Origin of the sequence: Methanosphaerula subterraneus (assembly GCF_052055875.1) — an archaeon.
Lineage (GTDB): Archaea > Halobacteriota > Methanomicrobia > Methanomicrobiales > Methanospirillaceae > Methanosphaerula > Methanosphaerula subterraneus.
The window spans coordinates 719,796-744,632 of the sequence record NZ_CP170508.1 but is presented as its reverse complement, the minus strand read 5'-3'; the positions used below and the strand labels follow the sequence as shown (position 1 = coordinate 744,632).

At 58.2% G+C, this 24,837-nt stretch carries 22 protein-coding genes; 13 read left to right on the top strand and 9 right to left on the bottom strand.

The annotated features are described in order from the left end of the window. Positions 1 to 323 precede the first annotated feature (323 nt). Entirely contained in the window at positions 324 to 2,036 is a 1,713-nt protein-coding gene (locus ACFKSJ_RS03320; protein WP_440950851.1) for a hypothetical protein, read from the top strand. Positions 2,037 to 2,280: 244 nt separating this feature from the next. Here ACFKSJ_RS03320 and ACFKSJ_RS03315 read toward each other — a convergent pair whose 3' ends face one another. After that, positions 2,281 to 3,111, bottom strand: coding sequence for a hypothetical protein (locus ACFKSJ_RS03315; RefSeq protein ID WP_440950850.1), 831 nt, complete (start codon positions 3,109 to 3,111; stop codon positions 2,281 to 2,283). A 620-nt stretch (positions 3,112 to 3,731) separates the two neighbouring features. Between ACFKSJ_RS03315 and ACFKSJ_RS03310 the strand changes: the two genes are divergently transcribed. The 3 genes from ACFKSJ_RS03310 (at position 3,732) to ACFKSJ_RS03300 (ending at position 6,256) form a co-directional block, all read left to right on the top strand. Beyond that, complete coding sequence (locus ACFKSJ_RS03310) at positions 3,732 to 3,869, top strand: hypothetical protein (RefSeq protein WP_440950849.1); 138 nt, start codon at positions 3,732 to 3,734, stop codon at positions 3,867 to 3,869. Positions 3,870 to 4,308: 439 nt separating this feature from the next. Next, positions 4,309 to 5,649, top strand: coding sequence for an erythromycin esterase family protein (locus ACFKSJ_RS03305; RefSeq protein ID WP_440950848.1), 1,341 nt, complete (start codon positions 4,309 to 4,311; stop codon positions 5,647 to 5,649). Between the two features lie 316 nt (positions 5,650 to 5,965). Beyond that, a complete protein-coding gene (locus tag ACFKSJ_RS03300; protein ID WP_440950847.1) occupies positions 5,966 to 6,256 on the top strand; it encodes a hypothetical protein in 291 nt (96 codons plus the stop codon). A 120-nt stretch (positions 6,257 to 6,376) separates the two neighbouring features. On the opposite strand, the gene ACFKSJ_RS03295 is transcribed toward ACFKSJ_RS03300, so the two are convergent. The 7 genes from ACFKSJ_RS03295 to ACFKSJ_RS03265 all read right to left on the bottom strand — a co-directional run bounded on the left by ACFKSJ_RS03295 (position 6,377) and on the right by ACFKSJ_RS03265 (position 13,932). Further along, the gene (locus ACFKSJ_RS03295) at positions 6,377 to 7,168 is read right to left on the bottom strand and encodes a family 1 encapsulin nanocompartment shell protein (RefSeq protein ID WP_440950846.1); all 792 of its coding nucleotides are present in this window, start codon (positions 7,166 to 7,168) and stop codon (positions 6,377 to 6,379) included. A 12-nt stretch (positions 7,169 to 7,180) separates the two neighbouring features. Beyond that, a complete protein-coding gene (locus ACFKSJ_RS03290; protein WP_440950845.1) occupies positions 7,181 to 7,579 on the bottom strand; it encodes a ferritin family protein in 399 nt (132 codons plus the stop codon). Between the two features lie 237 nt (positions 7,580 to 7,816). After that, positions 7,817 to 8,290, bottom strand: coding sequence for a cupredoxin domain-containing protein (locus ACFKSJ_RS03285; RefSeq protein ID WP_440950844.1), 474 nt, complete (start codon positions 8,288 to 8,290; stop codon positions 7,817 to 7,819). An 84-nt stretch (positions 8,291 to 8,374) separates the two neighbouring features. Next, entirely contained in the window at positions 8,375 to 9,877 is a 1,503-nt protein-coding gene (locus ACFKSJ_RS03280) for a PQQ-dependent sugar dehydrogenase (protein ID WP_440950843.1), read from the bottom strand. A gap of 222 nt (positions 9,878 to 10,099) precedes the next feature. Beyond that, positions 10,100 to 12,841 carry an alanine--tRNA ligase gene (gene alaS / locus ACFKSJ_RS03275; RefSeq protein WP_440950842.1) on the bottom strand — a complete coding sequence of 914 codons (2,742 nt, stop codon included), beginning with the start codon at positions 12,839 to 12,841 and terminating at the stop codon, positions 10,100 to 10,102. Between the two features lie 36 nt (positions 12,842 to 12,877). Next, complete coding sequence (locus ACFKSJ_RS03270) at positions 12,878 to 13,219, bottom strand: SWIM zinc finger family protein (RefSeq protein ID WP_440950841.1); 342 nt, start codon at positions 13,217 to 13,219, stop codon at positions 12,878 to 12,880. Then, complete coding sequence (locus tag ACFKSJ_RS03265) at positions 13,216 to 13,932, bottom strand: Nif3-like dinuclear metal center hexameric protein (RefSeq protein ID WP_440950840.1); 717 nt, start codon at positions 13,930 to 13,932, stop codon at positions 13,216 to 13,218. The genes ACFKSJ_RS03270 and ACFKSJ_RS03265 overlap by 4 nt, the downstream gene beginning before the upstream one ends. Before the next feature lie 89 nt (positions 13,933 to 14,021). On the opposite strand from ACFKSJ_RS03265, the gene ACFKSJ_RS03260 reads away from it, so the two are divergent. Genes ACFKSJ_RS03260 through ACFKSJ_RS03250 form a run of 3 tightly spaced genes read left to right on the top strand, consistent with a single transcriptional unit; the run spans position 14,022 to position 16,623 of the window. Further along, on the top strand, positions 14,022 to 15,530 hold the full coding sequence (locus tag ACFKSJ_RS03260; RefSeq protein WP_440950839.1) for a homocysteine biosynthesis protein: 1,509 nt from the start codon (positions 14,022 to 14,024) through the stop codon (positions 15,528 to 15,530). Further along, positions 15,527 to 15,913: a 4Fe-4S binding protein gene (locus ACFKSJ_RS03255; protein WP_440951398.1), complete on the top strand. Its 387-nt coding sequence runs from the start codon at positions 15,527 to 15,529 to the stop codon at positions 15,911 to 15,913. Before ACFKSJ_RS03260 ends, ACFKSJ_RS03255 begins: the two co-directional genes overlap by 4 nt. Then, positions 15,910 to 16,623, top strand: a complete 714-nt coding sequence (locus tag ACFKSJ_RS03250) for a UPF0280 family protein (RefSeq protein WP_440950838.1) — start codon at positions 15,910 to 15,912, stop codon at positions 16,621 to 16,623. Before ACFKSJ_RS03255 ends, ACFKSJ_RS03250 begins: the two co-directional genes overlap by 4 nt. Before the next feature lie 5 nt (positions 16,624 to 16,628). Here ACFKSJ_RS03250 and ACFKSJ_RS03245 read toward each other — a convergent pair whose 3' ends face one another. Next, entirely contained in the window at positions 16,629 to 17,090 is a 462-nt protein-coding gene (locus ACFKSJ_RS03245) for a hypothetical protein (protein ID WP_440950837.1), read from the bottom strand. A 122-nt stretch (positions 17,091 to 17,212) separates the two neighbouring features. Between ACFKSJ_RS03245 and ACFKSJ_RS03240 the strand changes: the two genes are divergently transcribed. The 6 genes from ACFKSJ_RS03240 to ACFKSJ_RS03215 all read left to right on the top strand — a co-directional run bounded on the left by ACFKSJ_RS03240 (position 17,213) and on the right by ACFKSJ_RS03215 (position 24,836). Continuing rightward, a complete protein-coding gene (locus tag ACFKSJ_RS03240) occupies positions 17,213 to 18,217 on the top strand; it encodes an asparagine synthase C-terminal domain-containing protein (protein WP_440950836.1) in 1,005 nt (334 codons plus the stop codon). After that, the gene (gatC, locus tag ACFKSJ_RS03235) at positions 18,207 to 18,476 is read left to right on the top strand and encodes an Asp-tRNA(Asn)/Glu-tRNA(Gln) amidotransferase subunit GatC (RefSeq protein ID WP_440950835.1); all 270 of its coding nucleotides are present in this window, start codon (positions 18,207 to 18,209) and stop codon (positions 18,474 to 18,476) included. Before ACFKSJ_RS03240 ends, gatC begins: the two co-directional genes overlap by 11 nt. Further along, entirely contained in the window at positions 18,476 to 19,777 is a 1,302-nt protein-coding gene (gene gatA, locus ACFKSJ_RS03230) for an Asp-tRNA(Asn)/Glu-tRNA(Gln) amidotransferase subunit GatA (RefSeq protein ID WP_440950834.1), read from the top strand. Before gatC ends, gatA begins: the two co-directional genes overlap by 1 nt. Further along, complete coding sequence (gatB, locus tag ACFKSJ_RS03225) at positions 19,777 to 21,273, top strand: Asp-tRNA(Asn)/Glu-tRNA(Gln) amidotransferase subunit GatB (RefSeq protein ID WP_440950833.1); 1,497 nt, start codon at positions 19,777 to 19,779, stop codon at positions 21,271 to 21,273. The genes gatA and gatB overlap by 1 nt, the downstream gene beginning before the upstream one ends. Beyond that, positions 21,254 to 24,070, top strand: coding sequence for a DNA topoisomerase I (locus tag ACFKSJ_RS03220; RefSeq protein ID WP_440950832.1), 2,817 nt, complete (start codon positions 21,254 to 21,256; stop codon positions 24,068 to 24,070). The genes gatB and ACFKSJ_RS03220 overlap by 20 nt, the downstream gene beginning before the upstream one ends. A gap of 79 nt (positions 24,071 to 24,149) precedes the next feature. Next, positions 24,150 to 24,836 (top strand): phosphoglycerol geranylgeranyltransferase, encoded by a 687-nt coding sequence (locus tag ACFKSJ_RS03215; protein WP_440950831.1) that lies wholly within the window; start codon positions 24,150 to 24,152, stop codon positions 24,834 to 24,836. Position 24,837: the final 1 nt, after the last annotated feature.

Here is a 24,837-nt window from a genome sequence, read left to right as displayed (position 1 = left end):
ACGTCTGGGCACCAAAGCCGGCTCCCGTTTGCCCATCTTGTAGGCAGGTTGGGGACTCCCATCGCGGTAATGGGGGAGCCGGTCGATCGGATATCGTGTTCCACCCGCAGGTATCCCCGCACTACACTAAACCAAACAATTCTTCGTTTCCGAGCGTCAAAGTATCGGGTAATAGCATCACAGTTCCCTACACAACGTTTACCTTCTTCTGGTGTTAGCGACCAAGCATTTCGTTAAGGTAGACCACGCTACTGAATCGCCGGTAGAACAGAGCGGATGATGCGAGTTATTGGATCGACAAACATCACAGGGAACAAGATTACATGACAGATGTTACCGAAAATCAACCCTTCGATCAAGAAAAAGAGTCCGAATCCCCTCCAAGTCACGTTTCGATTAATGTTGAGGATGCGTCCAATACAGTGCCGTGGATCGGTGAGGGTCGCCGCTGGTATGACCTTCCCTATAGGTATCTTAATGGTGTTTTGTATTCCACGGTGGGGAAACGTTTCCCACGTAAGATCAGGAAAGCACTAGTTCATGCCATGAACTACCTAATCCCGTACGAATCGCTAGATCGCTTCCGTGCCTGGAACCGAGAGGATCCTCTCCATAACCTGATGGTGCCAGATGGAGAGAGCGTGCGGGTTCCAGGAATGTGGGTATGTGAGTTTTTCCCCCCAAGTCAGTTTGATTCTCTTAAGCAGGCATTTGAGCGTCACGGCTGGGACAGAGATCGGCTCCATTACGGCCTATCAGAAGGAAACCAAGAGATACTAGAGCGGGCGCGCAATGGCGAAGGTGGAAATTGGTGGCACATAGGTTCGATAGTCTCCTTAACATCTCCTATCATTCCTGACGCAGAGCGTAGGAATCTACCAATAGAATTCAACTATATCGACCTCGTAGGCCTGCAAGTTGGTCCGGGTCTAACTGCAGTCGTTGCCCATTTCAAGCTGAGCGATCAAGGTCAACATTCTTTGGACAATGTATGGCATGCAACCCATGAGCCCCGACTCGTCAGACAGAATGGGCAGCGGAGAGCAGAGGATAGACTCCAAAGTGGCTTAAGTGAAACTCAAACTGAACGGGTTCGTCTCCATGCTCTCGCGCGAAAATGGATGGCAAAGAATTGTTCAGGCGTATTCGCCGCTGATAAAAATTCTCAACAGCCGCTAATCGACCTTTTACTTCTCAATAAGTACGATCCTAGCCTAGGCCAACCAGAAGAGCGGATTACCTGTGATGCGCTACGTGCTCTAGGCATTATCAATTCTAATTTCTACCAGAACGTTACTGATGAACTCCCTGGCCTTCTCCTTGAAGCAGTGGATCAGTTCCTATGCCCTACTCTTAAAGTTGAGAACACGTGGACATTGTGGGGTCAGGTATCAAAGGTCTACAAAGCAGTCCCTGAAATGTATAAAAATAGACTCGAAGAATACGATCCAATCTGCCTTTACCTAGACCAGATTATACGGATCTTCTTCATCAGACTTGCTATGTCTGATTTCCTAAGGCTGAAAGAACGACAAAACTCTTCCCTTAGGGATACCGCACGTTCCCGACATGGGCAATTTAACCGCAAAGAGCTCGAAGAACTACGAGATAACTTCCTCAGCGGAAGTCTTGACACAAGCAGCATCGCCAGAGACGTTCGAGCATTTACGTCTAGAAGCAGGCACGCTAGAAGTGAAGTCAGATTCGTTCGAAGGAAATCCGCATGGTTGGAAGATCTGGACAGGAAAAACGGCGAAAAACTTCAGGAGGAACCTGTTGAATTGGATGAAGAACTCAATATCTATCTAGACAAGAAAGCAAAGGAACTGGTCGATTTCGATCGAGACTACCGTGAAATCCTCTCAACAGTAGCTTCACTTGGTGCATCCATCGATACCAGCAAGATACAGCGGACTGCAATAATAATTTCCGTGATGGCACTAATTGTCAGCCTTGCAGGTCCAGATAAAGTCAGTATCCTGATATGGGCGATATGGAACTCGATTGGACCCCACATAAGTGGACTCATCCCTTGATCGGGTAACCCCAGTACTTAACAAATATTTATCAGTGTCATTTATTCATCGGATTTCCAGATTTCCGCAGCCAGAGTGGGCCGGCGATGAAATATTGTTCTCCTGAGAGATGCCGATATTCCCTTGACCGAAAAGGGAAATGCGGGGGGAATTCACATAAGTCGTGCAGGTATTGTTCACAAGTGGTGTAATTTCTACGAGTTATTCCAAACAGAACCTCTATAATAAAAAATAATCGATTATCTTAAGCCTCATAACACGAGGAAAACGATTCTGAAATTTCTTCATAAAAATTTTCAAATAATTCTAAAAATTCTTCAAAGTACTCTTTTTTTATGATATCAATAAAATACGGTTTATATTCCTGATCTTGCTGCAAATCATGATCAAGTTGAATAGTTCTTTTTTTTAGTAATTCTTTTTCAACACTAAGGATTAAGTGATTCTCTTCAGACAATCGGATGTCTTTTTCGTCAATTGTTGCAGAAAATAGTTGTCCATCAAAAACAATTATTGGGTAAATAAAGGTAAAACCAGAATATACCCCACTTTCTTTATGCATCTGTTCCCTTTGATTGTACAATCGAGAAACAGAAGAAAGAATTTGATTTTTTGCATGATAAATACTCTTCGCAAGCCGATTGTTTGGGTCTTTTTCACTGGCAAAAGGCACCAAGGAGTATGTACAAATAGGGACTTTTGAATAGTGATGAAAATTCATCTTTTCTTCGAGTTTCTGATAAAATACACTATGATGTTGAAATGTTGCAATATTCAAATTTTCAGAAAGATTTCCGAGTCTTTTTTGTTGGATAAAGACCCATGGATTTTTTTCCAATTTTTTACATTCAATGACAAGAATATTAAAAATTTCGGGTGTTTTTGATGATTTATACGCGACAATATCAGTTTCTCGAAATTCTCCAAGTTGAGGATCAAAGTAATCTAACGAGGGGCGTACGGCCCATCCTCTTTTATTCAACGTTATTGCGGAAAACATCTCTAAAGGGAACCCTCCCTTTTTAATTTCATTAATAATTTTTTCTTCTACAGAAATTTTCGGCGAATCTGTCATAGGTAGGAAATTATATCCTTTGTAATTAATGGTCTTTTACCAATAATTCAGACGTAGTTTCTGGAATTCAAAGTTATTGTCACCTATTAGATTCACACGTCTGAACTGTGACATCTATATCCTCGCCGTTCAAAAAACTAAAGATCGAATATATCTAGCCCAATGTAGAGACCAGAACATGAGGTTGTCATCACTGACAGATCTTCATCATCAACCCAGAAGTTTTGGACGTTGCCGAAAGTTGAACCGGTCAAATTTGTCCACCTCGCTAGGGCTTCCGTTTCAAGTTGATTGCGAACCAGCTTGTAAATCTCAATCTCGCCATCTGCTATCCTTATAGAGACCGGACCGGCGGCCGGCTGTTGTACCACACGGTACTGATGGTCGATCTGGCGCCGGCGATCGCCCAGGGTCGCAACCCTGAGTAATCCACGACAAGTGGCCAGCGTGGAGCATCCCCGGACGAACAGAACGTTGGAACGGTTTTCCGGGAGTGTACGAGGATCACAGGTCAGGTCTTCGGGTATTCGAAGTTTTTACGGCTGGTACAACGATACAGGGATATTTTAAGAAGGAAAAAAGCTAATGAGAACCAGCCAAAGGCGTAGTGAGGTGACTGAATGCCAACGAGTAAGAAACAATTGGTGAAGCTGAACCAAGTGAAGAAGGCCAAGGCAGAAGAGCTCTCGAAGCAGGCAGAGGCAGGGAGCCAGGCCGCCAAGAAGAAGCTCAAGAAGCTCGAGAAGAAACTCAAGTGAGCCGCCTGGAAACTGCCTCGCTCTTTTTTTCGGGTTTCCGCCGCTTTCGCCGGCTCTTTTGGTAGAGGCACCCTTACACGAAATTACCTTTACCCAGGATTGGGCACCACACACGAACAGTGGAGTTCCTTTATTCATTCATTATTCGGGGAGACGTGCCCATTTTCACTCCTTTGTTAACCCGCGTGGCAGTATTTTCGCGGTTTTCGCTCTGGTTATCGGCCCCTGCTTCTGGACGTGAAATCTCCACTGCTTGACATCCGTCTGCCGTATCGCATAATCCGTGATAAATCACGTGATTTTTGGCTGAGTCGCCGGCCCTATTCGTTCTATCCCATCCTGCACTGGGAGAATGGGTGGTCGTATTTTTTACATGAAAAAGAGATTAATACAGGAAATGTCTGGATGGGTCTGAGTTATGGGGAGGTCTTAGGAAAAAATGAAAAATAATGTCTCTCTTCAGAGAAGTCCCGACCCGAAGTATACCACCCTCGACGAATGGATTCTCCACGAATCAATTCCATTCTCCGTCGATTCGTCCGAAACCTTCAACGCCTCCGTCGACAGGGTCCTCGCCTCACGGGACGACCCGGTGGAGGTGCTTGCCTTTGGGGAAGCACTTCACGGCGGCGAGGATATTCTCACACTCCGCAACCGGCTCTTCCAGCGCCTGGTGGAGGTACATGGCTACAGCGCCATTGCCATCGAGAGCAGTATCACCCGGGCCCATATCGTGAACGAGTACATAGCCGGTCGCGGCCCGGCATCATACGAGGCTCTGCAGGAGACCGGGTTCAGCCACGGTTTCGGCCGGCTCGACGCGAACCGGGAGCTCGTGGAGTGGATGCGGCGCTACAACGCCGATCCTTCCCATCGCGTCACCCTCCGGTTCTACGGCTTCGACAGCCCGACCGAGATGATGGGCACCGATAGTCCCCGCCAGGCCCTGCACTTCGTGCTCGATTACCTGGCCTCGATCGATGGCGCCAGCGGCCAGGAATATCGCGAACGCATCGACCCGCTTCTCGGCCAGGACTCCGAGTGGGAGAACCCCGCTGCGATGATGGACCCGGCACAGTCGGTGGGGCTGTCGCCGGCCGCGACAGCGCTGCGGATCGAGACAGAGGATCTCATTGCTGAACTGGGTGTACGCCGTCCCGAACTGGTGGCGAAGAGCGATGAAGGCCGCTATCTGGAAGCAGTGCAGTATGCAACGGTGGCCCGGCAGTTGCTGAACTATCATGCCGGCGTGGCGCGACCGGCGGACCCGGGCGAGCGGCTTTTCCGACTTCTCGGGATGCGCGATGCGATGATGGCGGACAATCTGGCGTACGCAGTCTCTCGCGAGCGTGGCCGGGGGAACGTGCTGGCCTTCGCTCACAACAGCCATCTGCGGCGTGGAAAGGCAGAATGGCAACTGGGCCCCCATGCACTCGCATGGTGGACGGCTGGGGCGCACCTCGACGAGATCTTCGGCCCCCGCTATGTCGTCATCGGTTCGGCCGTGGGCGTCTCCGATGCCAATGGCATCGGCCGGCCTGAAGCCGGCACGCTCGAGGCGTTGCTGACTGCGGCGCCCGGGCCGGCCCGGTTCATTCCGACCCACAGAGGCCGGGGGCTTCCGACCCCGGCAATCGCAGTTCTTCCGACCCGCTCGGGCAGTCTGAAGAACTCGACCTACTTCGCCCTGACGCCTGAAAGCGTCACCGATTTCGACTGGCTGGCTGTCCTGGATTCAACGACATACAGCCGCGGCGGGCCGCCGATCCCTCTGCAGTGAGATCTGGCTAAAATTTTTTGAGGATTATAGTGTTGAACGCAACATCCCTGGTCAATCGTAGACTCAGAGGAGTCGGAGATTGACCCATTTTGGGATTCGATGCGTTTAAGACTATTTGAGAAAATCTAACTGTATAAACAGTTAGGTTTTCGACTATAAAAGTGGTGAACGCACCATCCCTGACCACTCTAGACAAAAAAAAGTCGGAGAGTGGCCTTTCTGGTGCCGTAACATAGATGGGCACGCTTACGGGTCACGATGGGAGGAGATATTTTATATATTATACTATCTCCTCAGGGGACGGTGAAAAACCGTGATGTTTGTGGCAACCCTTGTCCATACACCTGAGATGTGCCTTGCGAGGAAGGAATTCAGTACTGAGTTTAAGGCCTGGTTTGAGGGAATGGATGACCTGGCAAAGAAACTCGGTATAATGGTGCATGGGATATATTCCTGTCCGAATGAACACACATTCTACTTTATCCTTGATACGAGTGATTACAAAAACATTACCGCATTCTTCTCCGGAATAATGCTCACGAATCATACTGGGAAAATTTCCCCTGTGATCACCCTCAAAGAAGCTGTTGATATCCTCATCAAGTAGAAGTGTCTGCTCTGTCGAGTGCAACCCGGGGCTCTTGAAGTCCCAGGCCCTCGCCTTCTTTTCCTGGAAATGTTCTATAAAAAAGGAGGAAGTCTCCCGACTGTATTCTTTCTGCCCGGGTCACTTCAGCACGCAGATCGCCCGCGGCTCTCTGATCAGCAGCGCCAGGCTCTCTGAGATCGTGAAGTCCAGGTTCTCCTGGGAGGGTCCGGTGAACCCGATCGTCATGTCCTGCCCGAGGACGATGGCGGCGTACTGCTGTCCAGATGCGATCAGCACCCCGCCGTCCTTCAGAACCGGGGCCTTGAAGATCCCGTCGGTGATCATCTGCTGCAGGTGTTCGAGCTCCGTCGTAGAGCCCTGCGGGTACCGTCGGAAGAGCAGGTTGTACCGGGCCGGCGACAGTGCCAGGGCATACGGGCCATGGAATCCGGCCTGGTCCAGTGCGGTGACGGCCTTGATCAGGTCGTCGGCTGCTGCGCCAATCTTGTCCCAGCCGGCGATTTTGACGGACTGCGATCCGTCCGCGTTCATCAGCCCTTTCGCCTGGTCGGTGCCGGTGAAGACCACCTGATCCTCCTGCCGGGCTGCCTCGATGGCTGCCACGGCCACCGCCGCCGTGTTCGGGAGCATCCCGTCCCGCTCGTATGCGGCGAGGTCACGCTTGCTCAGCGAAAAACTGGTCTGGATCAGGTCGACGGGGGCGAACCCCGATCGGATCAGCTTCCCCTCCGGTGCATTGTCCTGTAACGGGATAGCCTTCAGCCCGAGGCCGTATGGCCCCTCCAGATGCAGAAGACGCCGGCCGGTCAGCATACTCTTTGCAGCCTCGACCATCGTCGTGTCGAGGATCGTCCAGGTCTCTGCGGTGATCGGGGCGTCGCTCCGCCCGAGATAACTCTCTCCTACCATCATTCATTCCTCCTAAATCTTCAGGGATCCAATAGTCTTCGGCTGTACGGGTGTCGGGGCCGGCGTTCCGGCAGGTGCCGGTTTTGCCGCTGCCGGGGCTGGAGCAATGCCGGGAGTCCCTGCAGCCATCGCATCGACTTCAGCCGCCCCCCGTGCCATGTAGGTATCCTCATCCCCGGTCAGCAGGTGAATGAGGTGAGAGAGCTCACCGACATGCACCCGTTCCTCGTTGGCGATGTCGAGCAGCACCTTCTTTGCAAGCGGATTGTCGGTGGCCTCGGCGTGGGACATGTACAGGAAGGTGGCCTCCTCCTCTGCAGCCAGGTCCAGACGGAGCGCTCTGATCAGTTCCTCCGGGGTCAACATACGGTTCGGGACATTTCCACTGAATGGATTTGAAAAATCCGGCATCTCATACCTCCAATATATCTTCGTCAGGAGACCCTGCAGAGCATCGGGGGACGATAACGAGCTGGAACCGGTCTGTTGCCCGGCCAACCGTCACCTTCTGTCCCAACACTGCTGCATAGTCCTGGTGAACAGGTGAAGGTAGGGATGATGGTATATAAACCTAGCGAAGATACCTGTTTAATTCGGGGTTTGTTCACCGATTCCGAATCAACAGAAGGAAAAAAGAGAGAGATTCGGTCACTGGACGATGAACTGTCCGTTCATACTGGGGTGGACATCACATCTGAAGTAATAGGTCCCGGGTGTCGCTGGGGCATCGAAGGTATAGGTGGTCTTCATCGGCCCGGTGATGATCTCCCCCTTAAAGATCACAGTGGTGGCCGCCGATGAGGTGTAGATTGCAATATTGTGCGGGACTCCTGAGTCCTGGTTGTCCAGGACAAGCTGTACCTTTGACCCTGCCGGAACCGCGATACTCGTCCGGTCAAAAGCGTAATTCTTCGCAACGAGGGTCAGCTGCGTGGTCTGCCCGGCACCGGGTATGGTTGTCGTGGGCACCGTCGTCAGTGCTGAAGTTATGATGGTGGTTCCACTTGTCGGAGCACTGGTCGTTGTGGGCACTGAGGTTGTCGTCGTGGTGGTACAGCCGGCTGTTATCAGCAGCACGATGAGGAGAGCCGCTGGTATTGAAATTCTAAAGACTGGTCGCATGGTTCCCTGTAAGGGGACCTGATAGATAAAGATCTCTTCTCTATGGCTTTGAATGACCTTTCGATCACAAAAAAGGGGAGACGGTCAGGGGGTGGTCACGATCTTCGTCGCGGCCGGTGCCGTGACCTGGTAGACCTTACCGGTGGTCCCGGAAGGGCCGCTCGTCTGGCTGGTCAGCAGATAGAGTTCATGCTGGTCGTCCTCGCCGAACCCTCTGACATATCCGTTCACCCGTCCGTTCTGGGAGGTCGCGATCTTCACCAGACCGACCGACCACATCGTGTTCTGGCTGCCGGCCCCACTCTCCTGTGGCGGAGTTCCCAGGAGGAGCGTCCCGTTCCCAACGGTAAAACTGTCGCTCCAGTCACCGAAGAGGTACTTCCCGGTCAGATCGGGGATCCCGGTCCCCCGGTACACATACCCGCCGACGACCACCTGGCCGAGGTCATGGCCGAGTTCGATGATCGGATCGACCAGTGGTTCGCCCCGGTAGCCGGCCGTGGGCACCGTGCCGTTCGGGTCCCGCGGCTGGTCGGGGTTGAAGGGGTGCGTCCCCTCCTTGAAGTTCCAGCCATAGTTGCCGCCATTCTTAACCTGGTACACCGACTCAAAGAGCTGCTGCCCGGCGTTCCCGATGAACAGGTTGTGCCCGTCCCCACTGTCAAACGAGGCATAGGCCGGGTTGCGGAGGCCATAGGCATAGATCTCCGGGAGCGCCCATGCCTTGCCGACGAACGGGTTGTCCCTCGGAATTGCATACATCAGCCCCTCGTCCCGCTGGTTCACATCGATCCTGAGCACCTTCCCGAGCAGGTTCTTGAGATCCTGGGCATTCCCGGTTCCCGAGGTGTGACCGAGCCCGACATCGTTGGCCCCGCCGCCGTCCCCGATTGTCAGGTACAGGTACCCGTCGTCAGGGCCGAAGAGGATTGGACCGCCGTTGTGGTTCATCGACGGTTTGTCGATCGTCAGCAGGATCCGCTCTGAACTCATGTCGACCTGGTTCGGGTCGCTGGAACTGACCCTGAACTCTGAGAGACGGTTGGTGCAGTTCCAGCCGGCCGGCCCCCCTTCGCGGAGCGGGGCGCTGTAGAAGACAAAGATCCTGCCGTTGTTCTTGTAGTCTGGATGGAAAGCGAGGCCGAGCAGTCCCCGCTCGTCATAGGATGATGAGAGCGTGACCATCCGGTCCCGGAGATCGAGGAACGGGGTCGACTGCATCACACGGTCCTTGCCGATGATCCGCACGACGCCGGTCTGGTCGACGGCGAAGAGCCTGCCGGTGCCGTCATGGGATGAGACCAGCGCTACCGGGGCGGTCAATCCCTCGGCCACCAGCTTCAGACCGACTGCTGCAGTGGCATTCTCAGAACTGAGCACCGTGTAGGAGGACTGGTCCTTCATATAGGCGGGCTGCCCGCCTGACCCCATAGGGGTCGCATTGGTCGTGATCGCGGTTCCATTCCCCGGCCCCGGGGTTATGGTCTGTGTTCCTCCGGAGTTTCCGGTCTTCGAGCAGCCGGCAGCGGCCATGAGGAGGATAAGGACCACCAGTAAAGAGATCAGTACATATCGAGATCGTTGCATAATCGTATCACCTTCATTGTAAATCAGCCAGCCCCAGGTCTGTTTCCACAAGAGGGATCTGCTGTGTACTATGCTCCGATTGCGATGCAGCGCTAGATAAACTTTTCCTCATCTGTCCCGGCCAGTTGAAGAACTCCTGCGGTAGAGTGGGAGGAATTACTGAAAATACCGATGAAATAACAGAGATCCGGAGTGAAGACTGCGCTTCAGACAAAAAAAAGTTCAGGCGCCGAGGGCGGACAGGATCAGTTTCTTTCCAGCCTGAAGGGCGGGTTCGAGCTGAGATCTGTCCTGGCTTACCCCGTGAGCCATTGTCGCGTTGCCTCCGCCTTTTCCATCGATGAGCAGCGCGACCTGACCGAGGATCTTACCGGCATCCACGACCCTGCTCCCTGAGGAGAGGACCAGGTGGAGGGTGTCGGTGCTGGAGGCGAGCAGGGCGACCCCGTCGTTTCTGGACAGTTTCCGTGCCAGCGATGCCAGTTGTGAGGGATCCACATCGATCTCCTTGATCACCAGGTTCACGCCCCTGACCGATTCGTACCTGACATTCTGCAGTTCAAGGTCGACCAGTCTGGACCTGAGCCGTTCGACCTCTTTGCCCCGTTCCTTCCATTCGGTGAAGAACCGCTGCACGCTGCTCGGCAGGTTCTCAGGTTGGATCCGAAGCGTCTGTGCCGACTCGTCCAGCAACTGCTCGATATTCTGCATCGCCGTGATCGCGGCTCTGCCGGCAGAGAACTCGATCCGCTCGATCCCGTCCTGGATATGCTCGACCCGGAGGATCTTGATCGCACCGACCTCGCCGGTGGATTTACAGTGCGTTCCTGCGCAGGCCTCGATATCGCCCCCGACCTTTACGATCCGGATCTCCTTGCCGGGAGGGACTCCGCCCTGGTACAGCCCGAAACCGTACTTCTGCTCGGCCTTGGTCCGTTCCTCGATCTTGATCGAGATCGGCCGGTTCTTCATCACGATCTGGTTCGCCTTCACCTCGATCCTGCGCAGTTCATCGGGCGTGATATGCTTGAAGTGCCTGATATCGATACGGGAACTCTCGCTCCCCTTCTGGGCGCCGGACTGGTGGACATGGGCGCCGAGCACCTCTTTGGTGGCATGGAGCAGGATGTGCGTGGCCGTGTGATGGCGCATCAGCGACCACCGCCGGTCCTCGTCGACCATCCCTTTCACCCGTTCGCCGCGTTTGAGGCTTCCACCGCTGATCTTATGCAGGATCACGCCGCCCATCTTGATGGTGTCCTCGACCCTGACCATGCACTCGGCCGTGACCAGGGTTCCGGTGTCGGCAGGCTGACCGCCGCCCTCCGGGTAGAAGAGCGTCTGGTCCAGGATCACATACCCGTCGAAGAAGTCCAGGACCATCCCCTCGAACTCCACCTCGCAGGGGAGTTCGTAGTAGAGGGGATGGGTCTCGGGCAGCCCGCTGACCCGTTCACGGTACGGGTCGAGGGGGTCGTCCACCTGCTCTTTCTGGCTCTCTGAGTGCATATCGGCGATCAGTGAGTAGAAGTTGTCCGGCAGGTCGACCACGGCCCCTTCCTTTGAGGCGACCTCCTTGATCAGTTCCGGCGGCAGGCCATGCGAATCGTAGAGGGTGACCACTTCACGAAGCGGGACCTTCTCACTCTTCTTTTTGTAGGTGGTGGCGACCTTCTGAATGATCCGGGTGCCCCGCTCGATGGTGGCCGCGTACTTCTCGACCTCACGGTCGACAATCTCGTGGATGACATCCAGGTTCTGCTCGAACTGGCTGTTCCCGATCTTGTTGACCTGCATCTCGATCAGATCCCCGAGGTCGGCATCCACTCCAAGTTCGTTCATGACCCGCAGCGTCCGCCGCAGCACGAGCCGGGCCAGGTAGCCTTCCCTGACATTGGACGGGACGATGCAATCCCCGAGCATGTAGGCCAGGCAGCGGGTGTGGTCTGCAATCGTGTACACCTGTTCGATCGGCACGATCATCTTCTGGAGCTTCTCGATCGGGACATCGATCGTGGCGGCCACCTTCTTTCTGAGCTGGAACAGGTTAGCCCCGGTGATGTCCATCAGGCCGGCGAATTTGGCGCTTAAGGCCAGCATCTTCGTGGACTCGGGGTTATCCAGATGATGGTCGAGCCCTGCAGAGTGCATGATGGTGCTGACCATGTCCGGGAAGACCGCGTCATAGATCGTCGGCGAGCCGGTCGAGGCCCAGACCATCCGTTCGAGCCCGTACCCGGTATCGACAACTCTCGTCGACATCGGATAGTACTGGGTCCCCTCGAGTTCAACCGGGGGCTGGGCGGTCTTCTGCTTCCCCAGGCTCATAAAGACCAGCGTGGCGATCTCAAGCCCGCCGATCATCACTTCAACCGACGGCCCGGCATTTCCTCCGCCGATCCAGGGGTGCTCCTTGTAGGTGATCGCATTCAGGTCGCCCCCTATGGAGTGTACAAACTCGTCACAGAGTTCGACGGTGTGGTCCTTCCAGTAGATCTCCTCCTGTGGAGAGTTGAAGGCATGATGGGCCATCATCTCGAAAAGAGTCAGGTGCCGGCCGGACCGTCCGACCGAATCCAGGTCGTTCAGACGGATGCAGGGCTGGGAGATCGTCAGCGGGTTTGCCGGCGGAGGTACGACGCCGCTCGTCACATAGGGCTGAAAGTCTGCAATCGAGGCGATCGTCAGATAGATGTCGTCCCGCCACCGGGCTGCGACGGGGTACCGGTCGATCCGGGTGTGCCCGTGCCGCTCAAAGAATGAGAGGTATGCTTCCCGCATCTCATCGAGGGTATGCGGCCGAAAGACAGGATTTCCGATGAAATTGTAGGGTTCGCAGGGTGCATCCCCGCAGACCTCACGCTCAGGATCGCGCGTCCAGAACTTAGCCCCACAGGACGTGCAGGTCTTCCGAACCAGCCCCTCGGATTTGAAATAATCGAGCTCGTAATCTTCTTCGCTCATGGAAAACCACGTGTTATAACGATCTTTGCCCGGGGATCATAAATACTGTTGGTTGTTCGCGTAGAATGGCCGCTCATCAATGTACCAGCGGGCGTATTCTTGAAAAATTCCGGTGAGTTGCGCGATTCTGACAGCAAGGATATGGCAACAGCTGCCACCGCGATAGATGAAGTCGTTGCAGGTACAGAAGTCTTCGTCAACAATATATGTGTCTCTGGTGCCGACCACGACCCAGAAGTCCAGGTACTTCTGTACCCTCTGCTCGTCAAGGGCCTCCAGGGCTCTCACTCCGCGGTTCCTGTACTGCTTGACCACCGCAGCCCGAAGCGGCTCGGTCAGGGTTCCGGCCTGCTCGATATCGGTCCAGAGGTCACTCATGGCGAGGGAAAGAACGAAAGTTCCGGCTGGTCGGCGATATAGGTCCAGTTCATCCGCTCGGCCAGCGCCTGCATTCCAGGGGCTTCGAGTGCATAGTGCGTGGACTCGATACACGGCAGCGGTGCCGCTCTGGCCACGGCGTGTTTCATCTCTGAGGAGAGGAACGCATCGGCCCCCAGTCTCTTCGCCTCTTCGAGCAGGCAGGGATCAAAACCGCCACCACCGACCACGGCGAGCCTTTCGAGTCTCCCCAGGCTTCCATAGATCCTGACCGGTCCGGCGTTCAGCCGGTCGACCATCTCGGAGAGGGAGAGGGTGACCGTCCCGACCAGGCCGAGCGACATCGGTTCCGGGTCTTCCAGGGAGAGGAGCGATGCCAGGACGGTGTTGATCCCGGCGGGGGCGTGGTCGTAGTTGGTATGCATCACATAGACGTTCATGCCGGCTGAGAGCACCGTACCGAGCAGTGTTGCCGTTGGGCCGGTGACGGAGGTGATCGGGTTCCAGAGTGGTGTATGATGGACGACCAGCAGGTCCGCTCCTGCCAGGACGGCCTCGTCGATCACCTTCTGGGTGGCGTCCAGGGCGCAGCAGACCCTGCCGATCTCCTCCCTGCCTTCGATGATCAGGCCGATCCGCCCGGCGTCATACGGTTCGGCACCGTCAGGCGGGGCGATCTCTTCAAGCTGACTGATCAGGGCTTCCCTGTGCATACCTACAGTTCGGCACCCAGCTAGATAAAAGATATATTACTGTGGGAAATAACATTAGCTATTAAATATTCATAGATGAAGTACTTTCTATGGAAAAGTCCATTGGCCTGATCAACCAGCGGATCGCCGACGGCAACGCCACTGTGGTTACAGCAGAGGAGATGCCCGCCCTGGTCGACGAACTCGGTGAGGAAGGGGCCCTTGAAGCAGTGGATGTGGTCACAACCGGAACCTTCGGAGCGATGTGCTCGACCGGAGCGTTCCTGAACTTCGGTCATGCCGACCCGCCCATCCGGATGGAACGTGTCTGGCTGAACGATGTCGAGGCGTACGCCGGCCTCGCCGCGGTGGACGCTTATATCGGGGCCACCCAGCAGTCCACCACGCGGGGGGACCAGTACGGCGGCGCCCATGTGCTCGAGGACCTGGTATCTGGAAAGCAGATCGAGCTCCGGGCCATCTCACGCGGCACCGACTGTTATCCCCGGCGGACGATCGACACCGAACTGATTCTTGAGGACCTGAACCAGGCCACCGTCTGCAACCCGCGAAACGCATACCAGCGGTACAATGCCGCGATCAATACGACCGATCGGACGCTGCACACGTACATGGGGATGCTCCTCCCGAACAGCGGTAATATCACCTACTCCGGGGCCGGGCTGCTGAACCCCATCACCAACGACCCGAAGTTCCGGGTGATCGGGAGCGGGACGCCGATCCTGCTCGGCGGCGGCCAGGGGATGATCGTCGGGGAAGGGACCCAGCACTCGCCTGGCGCCGGCTTCGGGACCCTGATGGTGACCGGGGATCTCAAGCAGATGGCACCTGAGTACATGCGTGCAGCCACGATGCATGGGTACGGGGTCACGATGTACATCGGGGTCGGGGTGCCGATCCCGGTGGTGGACCTGGAGGTTGTCCGGTCCACGGCTGTCAGAGACGAGGACATCCAGGTGGACCTGGTCGACTACGGGGTGCCGAGCAGGTCACGCCCGGTGCTCAGGCAGGTCAGCTACGCTGAACTGAAGAGCGGGACGATCGATCTGAATGGAGAGGAGGTGACCGCCTCGTCGCTCTCGAGTTTCCGGATGGCCCGGAAGGTCGCGGCAGACCTGAAAGAGACGATCCTGGCCGGAAAGATGCAGATGGTCCTGCCGACCCGGCAGATCGATCCGAACAGGCTCGCCCACCCGATGCATGAGACGGTGCATGCCCCGCGGGTCTGCGATATCATGGACCGGCACCAGGTGAGCATCACCGAGGACGAGGAGATCAGGACGGCTGCCAAGAAACTGTTGAAGGGTGAGACCAACCACCTGACCGTGCTGAACCAGGAGGGGCGCCTGGTCGGGATGGTCACCACCTATGACCTCTCCAAGGCCGTCGCCAACCCGGGGAAGGTCTCGCTGGTCAGGGAGATCATGACGAGACGGGTGGTCACGACCACACCCGATGAGGTGGTCGACGTCGCGGCTCAGAAACTGGAACAGTATAATATCAGTGCCCTGCCGGTGATCGATAAGGCCGGCCGGGTGCTCGGCATGCTGACAGCCCTTGACCTGGGGAAACTGTTCGGCAGGAGGTGGACACGATGAAGCTGGTGGTGACCTTCTCGCGGAAGAAGGGGAACGAACCGATCATTGCGACGGTGGTCAAGGAGACCGGCGTGCTGATCAATGTCGAGCGGGCACGGATCGACTCCTCTGAAGGGGAGGTGCTGATCGATGTGCCGGAGGAGAGCTGTGCGCTGATCAGGGACCGGATGGAAGCGCTCGGCGCCTCGGCCCGGCCGCTGGAGCGGACGATCCTCTTCGACGAGCACGAGTGTGTCGACTGCGGGGCCTGTATCGGGATCTGTTCGCAGAACGTCTTTTCGTTCGACCAGGACTGGCACCTCGTGGTGAACGAGGAACGGTGCGTGCTCTGCGGAAGATGCCAGCAGGCCTGCCCGCACCATGCCCTCTCCATGCTGGTATGATCAGGGCGCACTTTCAGTTCAAAGAGACGATCACCACGATCCTGGCCGAAGAACAGACCTGGATCGACGTGGCGAAGGAGGCGATGATCACCGCCAGGCAGGACCTGGAACGGTACATCGCCGGGGACCCGTTCTTTCAGATGACCCTTGAACCGTATACGCCGGATCAGGGACCTATCATCGCAGAACGGATGGCCGTTGCAGCCGGTGGCGCCGGGGTCGGGCCGATGGCCGCGGTCGCCGGCACGATCGCCGCCATCGGGGTCGAGGCGATGGCCTGGGAAGGGGCTCTCTTCGGGGTGATCGACAACGGCGGCGACATCGCTCTGATCACGGACCGGCCACTCAGGGTCGGGGTCTATGCCGGTGCGTCGTCACTCTCAGGAAAGGTCGCGTTCGTCGTCCCGCCGCAGCCGGCGATCTATGGGATCTGCACCTCGTCGGCGACGGTCGGGCCGTCCATCTCGTTCGGGGTCGCCGATGCAGTGACCGTCTTCTCTGCAGACCCGTCGGTCGCCGATGCCTGGGCGACTGCGCTCTGCAACCAGCTCCGGCCAGGGGAGACCACGGCCTTTGACCGCCTCCCCGGGAGTGGGGTCGACGGGGCCGTGGCGATCCTCGGCGACGAGGTGCAGCGCTTCGGGTCGGTCCCGCCGATGGTCGGCGCCGTCGTCGACGAGAACCTGATCACGGCCGGCGAACTATATTAACGAGATCAGATCAGGCTCTCGGCGTACGCTCTTCCTCTGGTGTAGGCATGGGGGCCCTCGAAGGTCTCAAGGAGCGTGTCCCCATCGCTGACTGCGATCACCGGAGCCCCCTGGTGCACCGTGAAGATCAGTTCATAGAGATCGATCTCCTCGACCAGCACACCGTCGCCCAGGGCGGAGGCCGGCTGCAGGATCAGCCGTTCCTGGATGAGGTCGTCGGGAATCTGCCGGAAGTAGTAGAAGAAGGTCTGGTAGGCGTTCAGGTGATCTGATACCAGCAGCTCGTCCCGCATCGCAGCCTCCAGGTCTTCGAGGGCCTCTGCGATACAGACCACGTCATCCTCGCAGTCTGCGAAGATATCGTCCGCCGTCATCTCGAGCAGGGTCTCGTGGTCCACCGGCTCTTCTGTGGTCTGCTCATCTGCTTCGTCCTGTTCTCTGTCTGTCTCGGTCCCGTAAGAATTCATCAGCACCATCCATTCACACCTGGCATGGGGAAAGGATTAACTCTTCCTCTCGATCCATCTGGCCAGGTCTCTGATTGTCCCCTTTTATCTGGTCGGATGTTCCACGTACCTCTGGTATTTGGATGACAGCAATCGACGTGAAGGGCTGGGTTGAGCGGGATGGTCACCGCCTCTCCCAGGATGAGATTGAGACGCTGATCAGCACGGGCCCTGATCATCTCTCTCACTGTGGAGGAGAGTTTCTGATCCGCTGGGACGACTGCGCCGCACGGGACCGCTGGGGGATCATCCAGGGGGATGTCGACGCCGGAACGGTCACCTGTGACGGGACGGTCATCAGCAGGATCGACCCGCCCGCCGAATCCCCCTCCCTGGAAGAGGCGATCGTCACCGCCATCCGTCTGCGCAGTGACGAGGGCGTGACGGCCCTCTCCGGAGGTGTCGACTCGACCCTGATTGCAGCCATCGCAGAGCGTCCGTGCGTCGCGGTCGGGGTCGAAGACTCGCACGACCTCGCCAGGGCCAGGCATGCGGCCGAGGCCCTGCACCTCACCTGCGATTACGTGACGATCACGCCGGACGCGGTTGAAGAAGCGCTGGCAGCGGTGATCCCGGTGATCCCTGCCCGCGACCCGGTGAACATCTCGATCGCGGCCACCATGCACTTTGTCGCCTCCTATGCCCGGGACCACGGGTATACGCGGATCCTGGCCGGGCAGGGGGCCGACGAACTCTTCGGCGGGTACTCCCGGTACCTGACGAGCACAGACCTCGCGGCCACCTTCGCCGAGGACTTCCGCGGTCTTGCCCTGCAGGGAGCCCGGGATCAGGCGGTCGCGGGCCTCTTCGGCGCCTACCTCTCGATGCCGTACCTGGATGTCCGTGTTGTGCGCGCTGCTCAGGCGATCAGCCCCAACGAAAGGGTCTCCGGCGGGATCAGAAAAAGGCCGCTCAGAGAGGTTGCAGCACGGTATATTCCGGCAGAGATTGCCGATTACGATAAGAAGGCGATGCAGTACGGAACCGGGGTCTGGAAGGTGATCAGGCACCTCGCCCGTCACAACGGTTATAACAGGTCGGTACAAGGGTACTTAAATCACGTGGGGAGTCTACACGATGGTGCTTGAAAGTGACGTAGAACAGATCGCTGCGCTGGCTGATCTGAGGATACAGGAGGACCGAATGGGCACTTTTACCACCCAGTTCAACAGGATCCTCGAATATTTCGATATACTGGATCAGGTCAACGGCGAAGGAGGATCGATGGATCGCGGGGTGAATGTGATGCGTGAGGATCTGGTCACGCCGTCCCTGACCCCGGAGGAGGTTCTTTCCAATGCAGGTGGAGATGAGGATGGATTCATCAGAGGACCGCGGGTGATGTGATGGCGGGAACAGAGGAGGACCAGTTCAACGCGTTCATCACCCGGTGCCCGGTCGATACCGGAGAACCCGGAAAGCAGGGGACCGGCCGGCTGGCCGGCCAGTGCATCGCGATCAAGGACAACATCTCCACATCCGGGATCATGACCACCTGCGGCTCGGCGATCCTGAAGGGGTACATCCCCCCCTATGATGCACATGTGATCACCCGATTACTGAATGAAGGGGCGATCATCGCAGGGAAGACCAACATGGATGAGTTCGGGATGGGGACCACCACCGAGAACAGCGCTTTCGGGCCGACCAGAAACCCGGTGAACCCGGAACGGGTGCCCGGCGGCTCTTCAGGCGGTTCTGCAGCGGCGGTGGCAGCCGGGCTGGTGCCGCTGGCGCTCGGGACCGATACCGGCGGTTCGATCCGGTGTCCGGCCGCGTTCTGCGGGATCGTGGGGCTCAAGCCCACCTATGGCCGCGTCTCCCGGTACGGGCTGATCGCCTATGCCAACTCCCTCGAACAGATCGGACCGATGGCGAAGACGGTGACCGGGGTCTCGGACCTGATGCAGGTGATCGCCGGCCACGACCCCCGGGACGCCACGTCCACCGATCATCCCTACACGCATACTCCCAACGCTGAAATATCCGGCAAACGGATCGGAGTGCCGGAGGAGTTCTTCGGCGCAGGGGTCGACGCCCCTGTCGCTGAGACGGTCAGGAAGGCAATCGACCGGCTGGAGGCCGGCGGGGCCGAGATCGTTCCCTGCTCGATGAAGAGCATGGCCTATGCCCTGGCCGCGTACTATGTGATCTGCACCTCTGAGGCGAGTTCGAACCTGGCCCGGTACGACGGGGTCAGGTATGGCGTTCCGGTCGATACAAAGCCGCAGTGGCATGACGGGTTTCGGGCGGTGCGTGGCGCCGGTTTTGGTCCGGAGGTGCAGCGCCGGATCCTGCTCGGCACCTTCGCCCTCTCTGCCGGCTACTATGGGAAGTACTATGCCAAGGCGCAGATCGCCAGGCAGCAGGTCAGGGCCGATTTCGACCGGCTCTTCAAGGAGGTCGACCTGCTCGCCGGCCCGACGATGCCGACCGTGGCCTTCAAGCTCGGCGAGATGGCCGACCCGCTCTCGATGTACCTTGCGGACATCCTGACGGTGCCGGCGAACCTGGCCGGGGTGCCGGCGATCTCGGTGCCCTGCGGCACGGTCGACGGGATGCCGGTCGGTCTGCAGGTGATGGGGAGGCCGTTCGACGACGAGGGTGTCGTCGACGTTGCCTATGCCTACGAACAGGGGGTGATCTGATGGAGCAGGATATTCCGGCCGGAGAGGCCATGTCGGCATCTGAGCGGGCGAAAGGGATGGTGATCATCGGGCTCGAGATCCACTGTCAGCTGAACACCGCCACCAAGCTCTTCTGCGGCTGTTCGACCGACTACCGTGACGACGGCCCGAACACGCATGTCTGCCCGGTCTGCCTCGGTCTTCCGGGGACGATGCCGGTGATCAACAAAAAGGCCGTGGAGTTCGCCCTGAAGGTCGCCAAGGCCTTCAACTGCGAGATCCCCGAGATCTGCGAGTTCTCACGAAAGAACTACTTCTATCCGGACCTCCCGAAAGGCTACCAGATCACCCAGTACGACAAGCCCCTGGCCAACGGGGGATATGTCGAGATCGAGGGTGAAGACCGGGAGAAGCGGATCAGGCTGACGAGAATCCACATGGAGGAGGATCCCGGCCGGCTGGTCCACAAGGGCGGCGGGGACCGGGCCCGGTACTCGCTGGTCGACTACAACCGGTCGGGCGTACCGCTCATCGAGATCGTCACCGAACCGGACCTCCGCTCCCCCAAGGAGGCGCGGAGGCTGTTGAACAAGCTCAGGGCCACCCTCGAGTACCTGAGCGTCTTCGACAGCGAGAAGGAGGGCTCGCTCCGGGTGGATGCGAACATCTCCATCGAAGGGAGCGAGCGGGTCGAGGTGAAGAATATCACCTCGTACAAGGGCGTCGAGAAGGCGCTCACCTTTGAGATCACCAGGCAGCGGAATATCATCCGGCGCGGACAGCAGGTGGAGCGGGAGACCCGTCACTTCGTCGAGACCCGCGGGATCACCACGGCCGGCCGGACCAAGGTGCAGGAGAACGACTACCGGTACTTCCCTGAGCCCGACCTGACGCCGCTGGCGGTCCAGGGATGGCTCAAGGATATCGCTCTTCCGGAACTCCCCGATGCACGGCGTGAGCGGTTCGTCCAGCAGTACGGGGTCTCGCTGAACCATGCACGGACCCTGACCGGCGATCTGAAGCTGGCCGAGTTCTACGAGAAGGTCGCCGGTACCGATCCGGTCCTCTCCGCGACCTGGGTGGCCGACACCCTCCTCGGGGAACTGAACTACCGGAATGCGGCGATCGGGATCGTCGACCCGGCGCAGTTCATCGAGCTGATCGAACTGCTCAGGCAGGAGACGATCACCGAGAAGTCGTGCGTCGAGGTGCTCAGGACCATGCTCGACCAGCTGGTGGAGACCGGGACCTCCGAGTCCCCGAAGCAGATCGTCGAACGGCTGAACCTCGCCAAATCCGGCGGCGACGTCCTCGCGGTCGCAATCAGCGAGGTGCTGGTCGAATGCCCGCAAGCGGTCGTCGACTACCAGAACGGGAAGAAAGGGGCCGGCAACTTCCTTGCCGGACAGGTGATGAAGAAGACACGGGGCCGAGCAGACCCCAGGGAATTGAACAGACTGCTTGCAGAAGCGATCGCTACGCAGGAAGGGGTGACCGTTGCATCTGATAATCACTGAAAAGAACATCGCGGCTGACAGAATAGCCCATATCCTCGCAGGAAAGACCTATGTCGAGGTGAAGAAGGACGGGGGTGTCAATACCTACTCGTTCAACGACACGGTCGTGGTCGGTCTCCGCGGGCACGTGGTCGAAGTGGACTTCGAGCCAGGGTATACCAACTGGCGGAGCGAGGTGAACACCCCGCGATCCCTGATCACGGCGAAGACCATCAAGTCGCCGACCGACAAAAAGATCGTCACGCTGATCCAGAAACTGACGAAGAAGGCCGATCATGTCACAATCGCGACTGATTTTGATACCGAAGGGGAACTGATCGGGAAGGAGACCTACGACCTCGTCAAGGCTGTCAAGCCGGACGTCAGGGTGGACCGGTCCCGGTTCAGTGCGATCACCGAGGAGGAGATCCAGACTGCATTCGCGGCCCCGGCCGAGCTGGACTTTGCGCTGGCCGCTGCCGGCGAGGCGCGGCAGCTGATCGACCTGATCTGGGGAGCCTCGCTCACCCGGTTCATCAGCCTGGCCGCCCACCGCGGCGGCAAGAACATCCTCTCAGTCGGCAGGGTCCAGAGCCCGACCCTCGCGATGATCGTCGACCGCGAGAAGGAGATCGAGGCGTTCGTGCCTGAACCCTACTGGGTGCTCACCGTCGACTCGAAGAAGGACGGCGAGCCGGTGCTCGCCCGTCACACCACCGCACGGTTCACAGACCTGGCGCAAGCCGAGGAGGCGCAGGCGGCCACCAGGGCTCCGCTGGCGGTGACCGAGGTGAAGGAAGGGTCGAAGATCGACCGTGCCCCGACCCCGTTCGACACCACCGGGTTCATCGTGGCCGCCAGCCGGCTCGGTTTCTCGGCCGCGAACGCGATGCGGATCGCAGAGGACCTGTACATGCACGGGTACATCTCGTACCCGCGTACAGACAACACGATCTATCCCAAATCGCTCGACCTGAACGGTGTCCTCAAGACGCTGCAGAAGACAGAGTTCTCGTCTGATGTCTCGTGGGTCCAGGCCAACCGGAGACCGGTGCCGACCCAGGGGAAGAAGTCCACCACCGATCACCCGCCGATCCACCCGAGCGGCGCGGCCACCAGGGGCGAACTCGGCGACGAGCGGTGGAAGGTCTACGAACTGGTGGTCCGCCGGTTCCTCGGAACCCTCTCCCCAGATGCCCGCTGGCTGACGATGAAGGTGCTCTTTACGGCCGGGACCGAGCCGTACACCACCACCGGTGCCACCCTGCTCGAAGCCGGATGGCGGACCGTCTACCCGTACAGCGAGGCGGCCGAGCATCCCCTCCCCCTCTTTGCGGTCGGCGATCACCTGCCGATAGAGCAGGTGAACCTCGACCGGAAGGAGACGCAACCTCCACCCCGGTACACCCAGAGCAGGCTGATCCAGCAGATGGAGGAGCTCGGGCTCGGGACCAAGAGTACCCGGCACGAGGTGATCGGGAAACTGGTCGGCCGCAAGTATATCGAAGGGACCCCGCTCCGGCCGACCCTGGTCGGAAAGGCTGTGATCGAATCGCTCGAGGACCATGCAGCCGCCATCACCCGGCCGGACATGACCCAGACGATCGATGCGCACATGCAGCAGATCAAAGAGCGGAAGCGGACGCGCGATGACGTGGTGACCGAGTCGCGGACGATGCTGAACCGTGCATTCGACGAACTGGAGGGGCACCAGAGCCAGATCGGCGAGGATATCATGGGGAGGACCGTCGAGGAGATGATCCTCGGCCCCTGCCCGGTCTGCGGGAGCGATCTCCGGATCCATCACATCCGCAACAGCAGCCAGTTCATCGGCTGCACCCGGTATCCGGACTGCCGGTTCAACATCGGGCTCCCCCTGACCCAGTGGGGATGGGCGATCCGGACCGATACGGTCTGTCCGACCCATAATCTGCACCATGTCAGGCTGATCGCCAAGGGGTCCAGGCCCTGGGATATCGGCTGCCCGCTCTGCCATCATATCGAGTCGAACCGGGAGACGATGGTGCTGATACCCTCCATGACCGAGGAGATCCTCGGACGGCTGCAGCGGCACCACATCTACACGGTCCACGAGGTCGCCGACGCGACCCCCGACGTGCTCGCCTCCGCGGCCGCCATCTCACCAGCAGCAGCGGAACTGCTGAAAGCGGAAGGAGAATCGGTGCTCGGGCTCCTTCGGCTCCGTTCCGAGCTCCGGAAATTTGTCAGAAAGCAGGTCCCGCCCCGGCGCGGCAGGAGCCATTCCAAGATCATGAAGTACCTGCATGCGAACGAGATCAACACGATCGCCGACCTCGCCGGGGCCGATCCGGCCCTCCTCCGGACAGCAGGAATCGGGGAGAAGGAGGTGACGTCCCTCCTTTCACAGGCGAGGGATTACTGCAATGACAAGACATTGCGCACCATCGGTGTGCCGGCGATCAGCCTCAAAAAGTATTATGCCGCCGGCATCCAGAGCCCCGAGGACTTCTGCCGGTATCACCCGGTCTACCTGAGTGTCAAGACCGGGATCAGCCCGGACACGACGTACCGGCATGCCGAGATGGTCTGCCTCGCTCAGAACCGGCCGGTGCCCCAGAAGGTGACCAGGGCGATGCTCGAACGGGGGCGCGCCGAACTGCTGACGATCCCGGGGCTCGGGGAGACGACGATTGAGAAGCTGTACAGCGGCGGTGTGATCGACAGCACCACCCTGGCCTCTGCGGACCCGGCAGCGCTCGCCAGCCATTCCGGGATCCCGCTCAAGAAGGTGCAGGAGTTTCAATCAAAGATCCCCGGTTCATCCCGGGCCAGTTGATCGGGGCCGGATCTGTCCCTCCGGACCGATCATTGAAAGTGGAAGCGGGTCATATATACAGTACACCAGTGTGGATACCATGCAGAATCGATGGAAAGACTGGGTCCATGTGACCAAACTCGACCCCGACAAGTCCCTTCCCCCGGCAGTGATCGATGAGATTGCGACCAGCGGGACCGATGCGCTGATGCTCTCGGGGACACTGAATGTGACGATGGAGAACCTCGGTCAGCTCTTCAAACAGGTGGCCCAGTACGGCCTTCCGCTGGTCGTTGAGCCGGCAGGGCCTGAGGCGGTTCTCTGCGAAGGGATCGACCTGCTCTTCGTTCCGAGTGTGATGAACTCGAACAGTGTCCAGTGGATCGTTGGAAAGCACCAGCAGTGGGCTCAGCAGAGTTCGATCCGCTGGGACAAGGTCATACCCGAGGCATATCTCGTCCTGAACCCGGCCTCCTCGGTCGGGAAGGTGACGGGTGCCAGCTGTGATCTGACTCCCGCAGAGGCAGCAGCATATGCGTCGGTCGCCGACCATTACTTCCACTTCCCGATTGTGTACATCGAGTACAGCGGCATGTACGGCGACCCGAAGATGGTGCGATCGATCTCTGAGGTCGTCGACCGCGCGATCCTGTACTATGGCGGCGGGATCTCCTCTGCTGAGAAGGCGGCCGAGATGGGCAGATGGGCCGACACGATCGTGGTCGGCAATGCGGTCTACGACCTCGGCCCCGACGTGCTTCGGGCGACGGTCAGGGCAGTCCAGTAAC